Origin of the sequence: Cryobacterium sp. TMS1-13-1 (genome assembly GCF_004403125.1) — a bacterium.
In the GTDB taxonomy this organism is placed as follows: Bacteria; Actinomycetota; Actinomycetes; order Actinomycetales; family Microbacteriaceae; genus Cryobacterium; species Cryobacterium levicorallinum.
Map to the genome: position 1 here is coordinate 23,105 of NZ_SOGX01000009.1, position 12,398 is coordinate 35,502.

The window sequence follows — 12,398 nt, forward strand, 5'->3', positions numbered from 1 at the left end:
ACGTCCGTCAAATTCACAGAAACCGTCGTTCTTGAGGGACTCGTGGCCTCGATCGGGACGGTCGGAGACGCGTACGATAACGCGGCCGCAGAGACCGTCATGGGGCTCTACAGGAACGAGGCCGTCGCGAAGAACTCCCCCTTCCACACGGGCCCGCTGAAGACCCTCGCCGACGTCGAAGAACTCACCTTCGACTGGATCGATTGGTACAACAATCGGCGCCTCCACAGCTCCCTCGGGAACATGCCGCCCGAGGAATATGAAAGCAACTACTACGCTGAAACGAACGGCCCGATAAATATCGAAGCCTCCAACAAAACGGCGGCATGAAAACCTGCACGGTTCAGTTGCAGACGCCCTCAATAACCGTGCAATTAAAACAAATGTGGACAAATTGTGGGCAAATTCGGCGAAACATACCGTTAAGGCGGTTTTGAAAAAAACTCTGACCAGGGGTTTTAGTGGAGCCGCCTGTCAGAATCGAACTGACGACCTTCTCATTACGAGTGAGATGCTCTACCAACTGAGCTAAGGCGGCGTTACCAGATCGCCTCGAAAGGCAGTCGGTGACACAGCAGCCAAGCCTAGTCGTTTCTACGAGTGATTCTGTACACCTCGGCGAATGAGGCGTTCACGCACTCCGAAAGCGGGGCCACATCGTCGCCCTCCGCCCAGACCCGCCAGGCATGACGGATCGCCGCGACGGCTACGAGCGTGAACAACAGGGCCCGCTGATTCCGCTCGGCCGGGTCCTCGACTCGCTCCGGGGCATCCGCTCTGAAACGGCGCTCGATAATCTGCTGCAGCTGGTCCTCGAAGTCGCGCAGGGTCGCCATGCGCATACCGAACAGGTAGGAGTTCTCCTTCATAACCGTGCGGCGCAGCTGGTGAATCTCCCGGTCGGCCTCGGTGCGCTGCAGACTCTTGGCGAGCAGCAGGGCCAGATCGGCGAGCACGTCGCTGTCCGGGCCACTCTCGACAAAGATTTCTATATCTTCAGCGGATGCCATTCCGGGCGCGTCCCCAATCAGGGCGGCGTCTTTCGAAGGGAAATAGTTGAAAAAGGTGCGCGGCGAGACATTGGCGAGGCGGCTGATGTCCTCGACCGTGACGTGCTCAATGCCGCGCTCGCGGGACAGGGTCAGCACGGCGTGTTGGATGGCTCGCCGAGTAGCGAGGCGCTTGCGCTCACGCAGGCCCGGCTGTTCCGTTTCGATCGACATGCCCCAATTGTTCCACAGCGCTCGAACGCCCTTGATTGGTTAGCACTGCGGGTCGACGGCCGGCACGATTCCGTCGACGAGATAGGAGTCGACCGCGTCATTCACGCAGGAATTCGACTTGTTGTAGGCGGTGTGACCTTCACCGGTGTAGGTCACCAGGGTGCCGCTGTCGAGCTGCTCGGCCAGCTGCTGCGCCCAAACGTAAGGGGTCGCCGGGTCGTTGGTGGTGCCGACGACCAGAATCGGCGCCGCGCCCGCCGCGTGGATCTCGTCGCGTTCGCCGGTGAACGTGTATGGCCAGTTGGCGCACCCGATGTCGCCGAAGCTCATGTACGGGCCGATCACCGGGGCAGCTTCGGCGAGTTCGGCGGCCTGGGCGCGCATCGACGCCGGGTCGGCGTTGTAGGCGTAGTCGATGCAGTTGATGGCCATGAATGACTCGGTCGAGTTGTCGGAATAGTTACCGTCGGCATCCCGGCCGTTGTAGGCGTCGGCGAACTGAAAGGCGCCGTCGGCGCTGCCGTGCATGACGGTATCGAACATTACGCTGAGCTGCGGCCACGCCGTCGCCTGATAAAGCGGATAGATGATCGCCGTGAGCAGCGCGCTCGCGCCGAGCTGACGGCCATCCGTTGCCGTGATCGGGCTCGCGTCAACCGACGCCATGAGCGCCCCGATTGTCGTCAGAGCGTTGTCAACACTGCCCCGGAACGGGCAGTCCTCCCCCGTCACACAGTCGGCGAGGTAGGCGCGCAGCGCATTTTCAAAGCCCACCGCCTGCGTTTTGGTGACCTCGAAGTTGCTCGTGGACGGGTCGACGGCCCCGTCGAGCACGAAGCGCCCGACCTTCTCGGGAAAGAGCTCGGCATAGGTGGCGCCGAGAAAGGTGCCGTAGGAGTAGCCGAGAAAATTGAGCTCCGTGTCGCCGAGGGCGGCGCGCAGCAGATCGAGGTCACGGGCGGCGCTCTGTGTGTCGACGGTGCCGAGCAGCGGCCCGGTCTCGTCGGCGCAGGCCGCTGCGAAGGCGTCGGACGACGCGGCAAGCTCGGCGATCCAGGCATCCGTGCCGCGTTTCGCCTCGGTCAGCCCATACAGGTACTCGTCCATCTCGGCGGAGTCGTAGCAGGACACCGCCGAGGAACGGCCCACCCCGCGCGGGTCGAATCCGACGATGTCGAAGCTCGCCTGCAGTTTTTTGTCGGTGGCGTAGTCGAGGGAATCCGCGACAAAATCGTAGCCGGAACCGCCGGGTCCGCCGGGGTTCACCAGCAGGGAACCGATGCGATCGTTCCCGGTGGCCACGTGGCGCACGAGGGCGAGCGAGATCTCCCCGGCGGCCGGATCGCCATAGGAGAGCGGGGCGGACGCCTCTGCACACTGCAGGCCGTCGCCGCAGCCGTCCCACTGCAGCACCTGGCTGTAGAACGGGGCGAGGTCGCTGTCAACCTGTTCGCCGGTAGGCGTGGACTCGGCCGGGGCGGCATCCGCCGCAAACCAGGCGGAGCATCCGCTCAAAATAAGCGTGAGCGCCAGTGCGGCGGCCGTGGCGCTCAGTGCGCGGATACTGCGGTTCAACGGATTTCCTCTTTCCTGAAGCGGATGCTGCGGCTCACGCTACCGAAAGCGGCTGGGAGTCGCTGTTGTCGACGTCGCTGTGTCACTGGTTTCGACGTCACTGTGTCACTGGTTTCGACGTCACTGGTTTCGATGTCACTGGTTTCGATGTCACTGGGGACGACGGATCGCCGACACCAGCATCGCCTCGAGCGCGAGCGCGGGCGCGACGTTGCCCTGGATACGCTGGCGGGCCACGGCGATCGCGTCCATGGTGGCGACGGTGGCCGCTGGAGCGCTGGCCGCACTCGCGGTGCGCAGTTCGGCGAGCAGCTCGAGATTGATCACCGCTTGGTCCCGGCCCAGCTGCACCATCATCACGTCACGGTAGAGGGAGGCGAGGTCGACCAGGATGCGGTCGATGCCGTCGCGCAGGCTGCGAACGGCCCGACGCTTCTGGTCGTCTTCGAGGGCCTTGATCTGGCTGCGCAGCCCCGGCGGCACCGACTGGCCGGCCTCGACCCCGAGCGAGCGCAGCATGCCGTCGCGCTCGGCGGCATCCAGCTCGAGGGTGATGGCCTTGGCGTCGTCGCCGGCGATGGCAAGCAGCCGCGCGGCAGCGTTGACGGCCGACGACACCGAACGGATGCCGAGGGCCGTGCGCAGGGTTTCCTCGCGTCTGGCCCGGGCGTCGGCATTGGTGGCGAGCCGCTTGGCCATGCCGATGTGGCTCTGGGCCAGGCGGGCGCTGAGTTCGGCGATGACCGGGTCGACACCGTTGCGGCGCACCAGCAGGTCGGCCACGTCGGCGACGCTCGGCATGCGCAGGCGCACGGTGCGTACGCGTGAGCGGATGGTGGGGAGCAGGTCGGCCTCGCTGGGCGCGCACAGAATCCACACGGTGCGTTCGGGCGGCTCTTCGAGGGCTTTCAGCAGCACGTTGGAGGTGCGCTCGACCATGCGGTCAGCGTCTTCGACCACGACGACGCGGTAGCGGCCGACCGAGGGCGAGTACTGCGAGCGGGCAACGGCTTCCTTGACGGATTCCATTTTAATGATTACGCCCTCGGTGGCGAGCACGCTGAGGTCTGGATGGGTGCGGGCCTCGACCTGACGGGCCGCGGCGAGGTCTTCGGCGGGGGTGCCCGGGCTGAGCAGGGCTGCGGCGAAGGCGAACGCGAGGTTCGAGCGGCCTGACCCGGGTGGCCCGGTGATGAGCCAGGCGTGCGTCATCGAGTTGGACTCGGCGGAGCTGCTGCTGTCACTGGCGGAGGGCACCCGCTGCGCCGCCGCCCGGAAGATGGCGATTGCGTCGGCCTGTCCCGTTAGGTTGTCCCACACTGCCATGAGTCAAGGGTAACCCGCCCCACCGACACCGCCCGCGTGCGCGCGCTCGGGCCCGGGCCCGGAAGGTGGGCCACTGGTAGATCATGGGCCCGGTTGCGGAAGCCACGAGGTCACGACCGACTCAAGATGAGAACCCTCTCATGCTGCTCTGCGTGAGAACCTTCGTCGAGGCCCCAGACTGGAACAATGCAGACTTTCTGGAAGGTCGCCCTCGGTGCCGCGATTGTGGCCGCCCTCGGCGCCGGATCGGCGGGTGCCGTCGCGATGACGTCCACTCTCACTATCACCGACCAGCCCGGGCTGGTTCAGCGAATCGATCCCGTGAGCACCGACTCAGACTCGAGCACGACCGATGCGGATACCACGCGCAAAATCGCACCGACGCCCACGCCCACTTCGACCGCCACCGCTGATGTTCCGGTCGCCCCGCCCGTCGCTGTTCCCCCGGCCGGATCACAGACCATCGACGATGACGTTGACGAAATTGACGTAGTAGACAACGTAGACGACGACGACGTTGACGACGTTGACGACGTTGACGACGACGTTGACGTTGACGTTGACGACAACTAAACCCGGCGGGTCGCGTCCGCTGGAACAGGCGCCGGAGATTCTCGAGGCCGTCGCAGAGTCGCTCGGAATGACCCTGGTACGGCTGCACCGGTTCAGCATCGAAACGACCGCTCGCGGCTTCACCGCCGGGTACATGATCGAGCTGGATCCCGGCACCCAGACGACCGAGTCCCACACCGTCTACCTCGAATCGAATCCGACCAAACGTGACCGGCCCGGCGTGCTCGCCTTCCGTGACGAGCAAACCGGCGAAACCGTGGCCGCCTGGCTGTACCCGAACGATCCCGAGCTGCCGGCCCTGGCCGCGGCGGTCTACCCGGACGCCGCCCAGGTCCTGCTCGCCCGGCTCGGCCTGCACGCGAGCAGCCTCGTCGTCACCATCGCGGCCTATCGGCCAGGAAAACGCGCCGTCGTGCGTATGGTCGCACCCGAGTTCACGGTGTATCTCAAAGTCGTTCGCCCGGCCGCCGCAGGGCCGCTTCATGCCCGCCACGTGTTCTGGGAAGCCGCCGGCGTTCCGGTACCACGCAGCCGCGGCTGGAGCGCCGACGGATTCATCGCCCTGGAGTCCGTTCACGGTGTCGAAGCGAGCCAGGTGGTCGCGCAATTCTCGCCCGAACCTTTCCTCGACGAGCTCGATCGGCTCACAACAGAAATCGGCCTGATCGAAAGTTCCGGACCGGCACGAGCATCGCTGTCAACGCGCCTGCCCTGGTACGTGCAGCGGGCGGGTTCTCTGCTGCCGGCCGAATCGCCCAGGATCACCGCCCTCGGCGCTGCCATAGAACGGATGCGCGCGGCCGCGATTCCCGCCGCCCCCGTCACCGTGCACGGCGACCTGCACTTGGGGCAGATCTTTCTGGACCCCGACACGCTCGACTCCCCACGTATCTCCGGCGTGCTCGACATCGACACGGCCGGGCTCGGCGACCCGGCCGACGATGCCGCTGCGCTCTACGCGCACCTGGTCGTGAGCGCCCTGCACCACGACGACCACTCCAATCCCGAAGCCGCCGAAGGCTGCCGCGTCCTGGCTGCCCGCGCACGCAGCCGGTGGCCTCGCCGCGGCGAGCAGTTTCTCAACCGGGCGCGGTACATCTCGGCAACCCACCTGCTCGGGCACGTGTTGACCCCGGGCGCACACAGCGCGACATTGCTCGGCGCGGCCACCGAACTCGTCGTCGCCCCCGCCTCAGCCTGAGACCAGCGGATGCCTTCGGCCAGTATGAGAGTCCTCTCACGCCGGGCTCCGAGGCTTCTCATACTGGGGCAGGAATCTTGAAGTAACAGCAGACGAGCGCAGGCTCGACCCGCCAACTACAAGGAGACACCATGAACCCCAAGATGACAGCCAAGAAGCGTTGGATTGCTATGGGCGCCGGATCCGCACTCGGCATCGGACTTCTCGCTGGCGGTGCCGTGACCGCAGCGAACGCCTTCGAGATTGAGGACCGTTCGGGGAGCTCGATCGGTGTGCAGCCGGTGAGCTCCATCTCGACGAGCACGGCGATTCCGTTCAGCACGGCGAGTGTCTCGACATTCGACGACTCGGTGTCTTTCTCGAGCGATGACTCCTCCAACTCATCCGACAACTCAAGCGACGACTCGTCGAGCAGCTCGAGCACGTCAAGCACCGTAAGTGTCGCGTCGGCGGTCTCAGCCGTTTCGGTGGTTTCAGCCGTCTCGGTCGTGACCCCGGTCTCCGCACCGTCCGTCGCGAGCCCGGTGTCTGCCGCCTCGCCGGCCAGCCCGGCATCGGTGCAGAGCCCCGCATCCGTCGACTAAGCAGAGCGTCGCGGCTCAGGTCGAACAACGAGCAGGAGAAAGCCCGGGCCCACACCCGGGCTTTCTGCTTCCCCGAGCGGGACTACTTGAGCCGATATCCCATGCCGCGCACCGTCTCAATGCGTTCCGGCCCGAACTTCGCCCGAAGATATCGCACGTACACGTCAACGACGTTGGAACCTGGATCGAAGTCGTAACCCCATACCCGGCTCAACAGCTGCTCACGACTGAGTACCTGGTCGGGGTGCCGCAGAAACTCTTCAGCGAGGGCAAACTCCCGGGCCGACAGTTCCACGGTGCGCTCCCCCACCGCTGCACGGCGGGTGCGCAGGTCGAGGGCGAGCTCCCCATAGGCCAGCCTCGTCGGCGAGCTCTGCTCGGCATCTCGCAGTCTTAAGCGGATGCGCGCCAGCAGCTCATCAAATTTGAACGGTTTCGCGAGATAGTCATCGGCACCACCATCGAGGCCGGCGACCATGTCGCTGGTCGTGGACCGAGCGGTCAACATGATGATCGGCAGCGGCAGCCGTTCGGCCCTGATCCGTTTCATCACCTCGAAGCCATCTATGCTCGGCAGTCCAACGTCAAGCAGCAGCAGGTCGAAGGTGCCGGACTGGGCGTAGCTCACGGCGTCGAGCCCGTCATCGACCACGGTCGAGGAATAGCCGGCGGCCCTCAGGCCCTTGCTCACGAACAGAGCGATTCGAGCCTCGTCCTCCGCGATGAGAATGCTGGTCATGTCGCGGCCACCACATCAACGGCGCGGCGCGGCACCAGTATGCCGAACCGGGATCCGTCGGGCGACGTCACCAGGTCGACATAGCCGCCGTGCGCCCGCGCGATAGCGTCGACGATCGGCAGCCCGAGGCCGGAACCTTCGACACCACGCCCGGAATCGACACGGCCGAACCGTTCAAAAATGCGGGCCTTGGCCTCCGTCGGAATGCCGGGGCCGCTGTCGCGGATCCAGAATTCCACCGCTTCCGCGTGTTCGGTGCTGCCTATCTCGATGGTCGTGCCGGAAGCTGAGTGTTTGGCGGCATTGTTCGCCAGCTGCAGGAACGCCTGGGTGAGCCGGGCCGGATCGACCGGCACGACAACGTGCGCGCGCTCGGCCAGGATCCAGACATGGCCGGGCAGCGCACTGACCTTGAGGTAAAACTGCTCGGTGAGGTCGCCGGCATCCGTTGGTACCCGCTGCAGATTGCCGCGCTGGGCGTTGGCGAGCGACTCGATGTCGTCGATGAGTCCGGTCATCCGGTCGAGTTCGTCAAGGGCAATTTCCCGAGCGGATGCGACATCGTCGGGATTGCGCGGATCGAGCAGCTCAAGATGGCCGCGCACGATGGTGATCGGAGTCTTGAGCTCGTGGCGCACATCCTCGAGCAGCTGTCGCTGCGCGGTCAGCGACTCGTCAAGACGCTCAAGCATGTCATTGACCGTTCCGGTGAGCTCGGAGATGTCGTCATGGCCGATCACCGGGATGCGCTCGTGCAGGTCGGTTGCGGTGATCCGCGACGCGGCGGCCTGCAGCTGGCGCACCGGTCGCAACAGGCGGCCGGCGACGAACCAGCCGACCAGCCCGACCGCCACGAGCGCCGCAGCCGCGACGGCCGCATAGATGCGAAAAGCGCTCGTCAACTCACCGAGCTCGGCGTCCAGATCAAAAGCGGTGACGAAGATTCCCGCTTCCCCGCTACCCTCCACCGTCACCGGCGCGGCGATATACCGCAGGTTGCCGAGTTCGGAGACGGCAGTGCCGCGCACGACATTGACACCGGCCACTTCATCGAGAATGCGCAGGATGAACCCGGCATCATCCTCCAGGTGGAAAGACAACTCGGTGCCGGGGATCAGCGCCGGGACGCCGTCGATGATTCCGAGGGTGCTCTCGTTGGGGCTCGGAACGAGTCGGGCCATGACCGCTTGCAACGCCTCCCGGGTGGACGGGTAGCTCGCGCCGGACGCCTCCGGCAATGCCTCGACCACGTTGAGGTTGGTGGTCGGCACGCCGGTGACGATGAAGCGCACGCTCTCGACGCTCGTCGCGAGGCGAGCGTCGATGTCACGCAGGGCGCGGTCGCGTTGCACGAGGTAGGCCGTGCCGCCCGCGACGGCCAGGCCGAGGCCGGCGACGACCAGAATGGCGGCGAGGATGCGCACCCGCACCGACCAGCCGGATCGCACAGCGGACGAGGCAGTCGAGGTCATAGCTTCAGTATCCCTCAGAGAGTTGCCACCCCGCCCACGTTCGGGGCCCCGAACGCTAGAGGAGGGTGGAAACTCGAGCTCGGATGATGGCGGCGACCTCGGCGGCGGGGGCCGCAGCATCCACTACCAGAAACCGGGCGGGCTCGGCGGCGGCCAGCTCGAGAAAAGCGGCGCGCACGCGGGCGTGAAAGTCGTTCTTCTCGGCCTCGAGCCGGTCGAAGACCTTGTCGTCGGCGTCGAGGCGGGCCCGGGCGGCGCGCGAGTCGAGGTCGAGCAGCACGGTCAGATCAGGCAGAAGCCCCTCGGCGGCCCAGAGCGACAGGTCCCGCACCTCGGTGGCGCCGAGCACCCGGCCCGCTCCCTGGTAGGCGACCGAGGAGTCGAGGTAGCGGTCCTGCACGATGACATCGCCGCGGGCGAGCGCCGGCCGCAGCTTCGTACCGACGTGCTGGGCCCGGTCTGCGGCGTAGAGCAGGGCTTCGGCGCGCGGATCCACCTCGCCGCGGTGGTGCAGCACGATCTCGCGAATCGCGACCCCGACATCCGTTCCGCCGGGCTCGCGGGTGCGCACGACGGTGCGCCCCCGCTCCTCAAGCCAGTTGGTGAGCAGGAGCGCCTGCGTGGTCTTGCCTGATCCATCGCCGCCTTCCAGGGTGATGAAGAGGCCGGTCACGGCGCAATCGTGGTGGTCGAGGCCGCGTCAGCGGCCGAGCTGGCCGACTTCTTCACTGGCGCTTTCCTGGCGGCGGGCTTCTTGACCGCGGCCTTCTTGACCGGAGCCACTGGTGTGCCGGCCAACGCTGCTTTCGCCGCCGCGTTCGCGGCACGGGTCGCAGCAGCCTTCTTGGCGGTGGCAGCCTTCGCTGCTGCCGTCGGCGCCTTCTTCACGGCCGGCTTCTTGACGGCGGCCTTCTTGGCCGGCGCCTTCTTGCGGGGAGCCGCCGGACCCTTGGCCCGCTTGTCAGCGAGCAGCTGCACGGCCCGCTCGAAGTCGATCTCCTCGATGTCCTCCGATTTGGGAATCGTCGCGTTGGTGACCCCGTCGGTCACATACGCGCCGAACCGGCCGTCCTTGATCTTGATCGCCTTACCGCTTTCGGGGTCGGGCGCTTCGAATTCCTTCAGGGCGCTCGAGGCACGGCGGGCGCCATACTTCGGCTGGGCGTAGAGCTCGATCGCACCGGGCAGGTCGATGTCGAAGATCTGGTCTTCGCTCGTGAGCGACCGGGTGTCGATGCCCTTCTTCAGGTACGGCCCGAACTTGCCGTTCTGGGCCAGAATCTCGGTGCCGGTCTCCGGGTCGAGCCCCACCATGCGCGGCAGGGCGAGCAGGCGCAGCGCGGTTTCCAGGTCGACGGTGGCCAGATCCATCGATTTGAAAATGGATGCTGTGCGCGGCTTGTCAGCAGCTGCCACCTTCTTGACGGCCGGCTTGCGCTTCGGCTTAGTCACCGTGACCTCGCCGGTGGCGGGGTCGATCGTTTCCACGGGAACAGCCACGACGACCGGAACAACCGGCTCGGCCGGAGCTGGCGCAAGCTCGGTGACATACGGGCCAAAGCGGCCGTCCTTGGCGACGATCTCTTTGCCGTTCTCCGGGTTGAGTCCGATCACACGGTCGGTGACGACCGGGGCGTCGATGAGTTCGCGGGCCTTCGCCGCGGTCAATTCGTCGGGAGCGAGTTCCGGCGGAATGTTCACCCGACGGGGCGGGGCATCCGCTGCAGCGTCGGGGTCGATGACCTCGAGGTAGGGGCCATACTTGCCGATGCGCAGGGTGATGTCGTCACTGATGGCGACCGAGTTAATCACGCGCGGGTCGATCTCGCCGAGGTTGTCGATGACCTGGCGGAGGCCGCGGTGCTTATCGCTGCCGAAGTAGAAGCTCGTGAGCCAGTCCAGGCGGTTGGCTTCGCCGCCGGCGATGCGGTCGAGGTCGTCCTCCATCTCGGCGGTGAAGTCGTATTCGACCAGGTCGCCGAAGAATTCTTCTAGCAGGCGCACGACCGAGAACGCGATCCAATTGGGAACGAGCGACTGGCCGCGCGGCGTGACGTAGCCACGCTCGGTGATGGTGGAGATGATCGAGGCGAAGGTCGACGGCCGGCCAATGCCGAGCTCTTCGAGCTTCTTGACCAGGCTGGCCTCGGTGTAGCGGGCGGCCGGGGTGGTCTCGTGACCCTTGGCCTCAAGGTCGAGCAGCGCCAGGGTCTGGCCCTCTTCGAGTGGCGGCAGCTTGGACTCGGTCGCATCCGTCGACGCGTTGCGCTCTTCGTCCTTGGACTCTTCGTAGGCGAGCATGAAGCCGCGGAAGGTGATGACGGTTCCGCTGGCCGAGAACTCGGCGAGCGCGCCCGAGGCGGCGGGGTGCTCCGAAGTGCCGGTCGGGCCGGCGGCGATGGTCACCGAGGCGGTCAAACCGGTGGCGTCCTTCATCTGCGAGGCGACGGTGCGCTTCCAGATGAGGTCATAGAGCTTGAAGTCGTTGCCACGCAGGCTCGACGCGAGCGAGGTCGGGGTGCGAAAGGTGTCGCCGGAGGGGCGAATTGCCTCGTGCGCTTCCTGCGCATTCTTGCTCTTGCCCTTGTAGGCGCGCGGGGTATCCGGAACCGTTTCAGCGCCGTAGAGCGCGGCCGCCTGGGTGCGGGCAGCGGTGAGAGCCTGCTGCCCGAGCGACGGCGAGTCGGTACGCATATAGGTGATGTACCCGTTTTCGTACAGCGACTGCGCGACGCTCATGGTCTGCCGGGCGGTGAAGCGCAGCTTTCGCGCAGCTTCCTGCTGCAGGGTCGAGGTCGTGAATGGTGCGGCGGGGCTGCGACGGTACGGCTTGGAAGTGACCTTGGTGACCGCGAGCTTGACGCCCGGGCTCTTCAGAGCGATCGTCAGTGCCTGAGCAGCGGACGCGTCGAGGGTGACGGCCTTCACGGTCGGCTTGAGCGCACCCGAATCGTCGAAATCGCCACCGGTGGCGATGCGCTCACCGTTCAGACGCACGAGCTTCGCGTCAAAGGCCTGGTCTGTTTCTGAAGCGGATGCCGCCAGTCGCGCCAGCAGATCCCAGTAGCCGGCCGAGACGAACGCGAGGCGCTCCTTCTCCCGGTCGACGACGAGTCGGGTCGCGGCGCTCTGCACACGGCCAGCGGAGAGGCCCGGGCCGACCTTGCGCCAGAGCACCGGGGAGATCTCGTAGCCGTAAATGCGGTCGAGGATACGGCGGGTTTCCTGCGCGTCGACGAGGGCGGTATCGAGGTCGCGGGTGTTGTCTTTGGCGGCGAGGATGGCGTCCTTGGTGATCTCGTGGAACACCATGCGCTTGACCGGAACCTTGGGCTGCAGCACCTGCAGCAGGTGCCAGGCAATGGCCTCGCCTTCGCGGTCCTCATCAGTTGCGAGCAAGAGTTCGTTCGCATTCTTGAGGGCACGCTTGAGTTCGCTGACGGTCTTCTTTTTGGCGTCGGAGACCACGTAGTACGGTTCGAAACCGTTCTCCACATCGACCGAGAATCGGCCGAGGGCCCCCTTCTTGAGCTCAGGCGGCAGGTTTTTCGGCTCGATCAGATCGCGAATGTGACCGACCGAAGACAAAACTTCGTAGCCGTCGCCGAGATACGCGGCGATCGACTTCATCTTGGTCGGTGATTCAACAATGACCAGCTTCTTAGTGCCTGGCACCAGACTCCTCTTTATAGGTAGTGGCCAAAT

At 65.7% G+C, this 12,398-nt stretch carries 11 protein-coding genes and 1 tRNA gene; 4 read left to right on the forward strand and 8 right to left on the reverse strand.

Annotated elements, in window-relative coordinates; genetic code table 11:
* Positions 1-42 precede the first annotated feature (42 nt).
* Positions 43-330 (forward strand): integrase core domain-containing protein, encoded by a 288-nt coding sequence (locus tag E3T31_RS08310; protein ID WP_166788436.1) that lies wholly within the window; start codon positions 43-45, stop codon positions 328-330.
* Between the two features lie 132 nt (positions 331-462).
* On the opposite strand, the gene E3T31_RS08315 is transcribed toward E3T31_RS08310, so the two are convergent.
* The 4 genes from E3T31_RS08315 to E3T31_RS08330 all read right to left on the reverse strand — a co-directional run bounded on the left by E3T31_RS08315 (position 463) and on the right by E3T31_RS08330 (position 4,124).
* Positions 463-538: transfer RNA gene (locus tag E3T31_RS08315), tRNA-Thr, on the reverse strand.
* Positions 539-584: 46 nt separating this feature from the next.
* On the reverse strand, positions 585-1,223 hold the full coding sequence (locus tag E3T31_RS08320) for a TetR/AcrR family transcriptional regulator (RefSeq protein WP_134468327.1): 639 nt from the start codon (positions 1,221-1,223) through the stop codon (positions 585-587).
* A 39-nt stretch (positions 1,224-1,262) separates the two neighbouring features.
* Positions 1,263-2,798, reverse strand: a complete 1,536-nt coding sequence (locus E3T31_RS08325) for an alpha/beta hydrolase (protein ID WP_134468328.1) — start codon at positions 2,796-2,798, stop codon at positions 1,263-1,265.
* A 150-nt stretch (positions 2,799-2,948) separates the two neighbouring features.
* The gene (locus tag E3T31_RS08330; protein ID WP_092449764.1) at positions 2,949-4,124 is read right to left on the reverse strand and encodes a DNA polymerase III subunit delta'; all 1,176 of its coding nucleotides are present in this window, start codon (positions 4,122-4,124) and stop codon (positions 2,949-2,951) included.
* Positions 4,125-4,310: 186 nt separating this feature from the next.
* Between E3T31_RS08330 and E3T31_RS17730 the strand changes: the two genes are divergently transcribed.
* The 3 genes from E3T31_RS17730 (at position 4,311) to E3T31_RS08345 (ending at position 6,482) form a co-directional block, all read left to right on the forward strand.
* Positions 4,311-4,697, forward strand: coding sequence for a hypothetical protein (locus tag E3T31_RS17730; RefSeq protein ID WP_166788437.1), 387 nt, complete (start codon positions 4,311-4,313; stop codon positions 4,695-4,697).
* Positions 4,684-5,898 (forward strand): phosphotransferase family protein, encoded by a 1,215-nt coding sequence (locus E3T31_RS08340; RefSeq protein WP_166788438.1) that lies wholly within the window; start codon positions 4,684-4,686, stop codon positions 5,896-5,898. Before E3T31_RS17730 ends, E3T31_RS08340 begins: the two co-directional genes overlap by 14 nt.
* A 131-nt stretch (positions 5,899-6,029) precedes the next feature.
* Positions 6,030-6,482, forward strand: a complete 453-nt coding sequence (locus E3T31_RS08345; RefSeq protein WP_134468330.1) for a hypothetical protein — start codon at positions 6,030-6,032, stop codon at positions 6,480-6,482.
* A gap of 82 nt (positions 6,483-6,564) precedes the next feature.
* On the opposite strand, the gene E3T31_RS08350 is transcribed toward E3T31_RS08345, so the two are convergent.
* From E3T31_RS08350 to topA, 4 genes are read right to left on the reverse strand one after another with little or no spacing between them, the layout of a single operon-like run.
* On the reverse strand, positions 6,565-7,221 hold the full coding sequence (locus E3T31_RS08350; RefSeq protein WP_134468331.1) for a response regulator transcription factor: 657 nt from the start codon (positions 7,219-7,221) through the stop codon (positions 6,565-6,567).
* On the reverse strand, positions 7,218-8,693 hold the full coding sequence (locus E3T31_RS08355) for a cell wall metabolism sensor histidine kinase WalK (RefSeq protein WP_166788439.1): 1,476 nt from the start codon (positions 8,691-8,693) through the stop codon (positions 7,218-7,220). Before E3T31_RS08355 ends, E3T31_RS08350 begins: the two co-directional genes overlap by 4 nt.
* Before the next feature lie 55 nt (positions 8,694-8,748).
* A complete protein-coding gene (gene tmk / locus E3T31_RS08360; RefSeq protein ID WP_134468333.1) occupies positions 8,749-9,366 on the reverse strand; it encodes a dTMP kinase in 618 nt (205 codons plus the stop codon).
* Positions 9,363-12,368: a type I DNA topoisomerase gene (gene topA, locus E3T31_RS08365; protein ID WP_134468334.1), complete on the reverse strand. Its 3,006-nt coding sequence runs from the start codon at positions 12,366-12,368 to the stop codon at positions 9,363-9,365. The genes tmk and topA overlap by 4 nt, the downstream gene beginning before the upstream one ends.
* Positions 12,369-12,398: the final 30 nt, after the last annotated feature.

What these genes read in the sequence shown, in the direction of transcription:
- E3T31_RS08320 (WP_134468327.1), bottom strand. Translation starts at nt 1,223, where the DNA reads ATGTCGATCGAAACGGAACAGCCGGGCCTGCGTGAGCGCAAGCGCCTC.
- E3T31_RS08330 (WP_092449764.1), bottom strand. Translation starts at nt 4,124, where the DNA reads ATGGCAGTGTGGGACAACCTAACGGGACAGGCCGACGCAATCGCCATC.
- E3T31_RS17730 (WP_166788437.1), top strand. Translation starts at nt 4,311, where the DNA reads ATGCAGACTTTCTGGAAGGTCGCCCTCGGTGCCGCGATTGTGGCCGCC.
- E3T31_RS08345 (WP_134468330.1), top strand. Translation starts at nt 6,030, where the DNA reads ATGAACCCCAAGATGACAGCCAAGAAGCGTTGGATTGCTATGGGCGCC.
- E3T31_RS08350 (WP_134468331.1), bottom strand. Translation starts at nt 7,221, where the DNA reads ATGACCAGCATTCTCATCGCGGAGGACGAGGCTCGAATCGCTCTGTTC.
- E3T31_RS08355 (WP_166788439.1), bottom strand. Translation starts at nt 8,693, where the DNA reads ATGACCTCGACTGCCTCGTCCGCTGTGCGATCCGGCTGGTCGGTGCGG.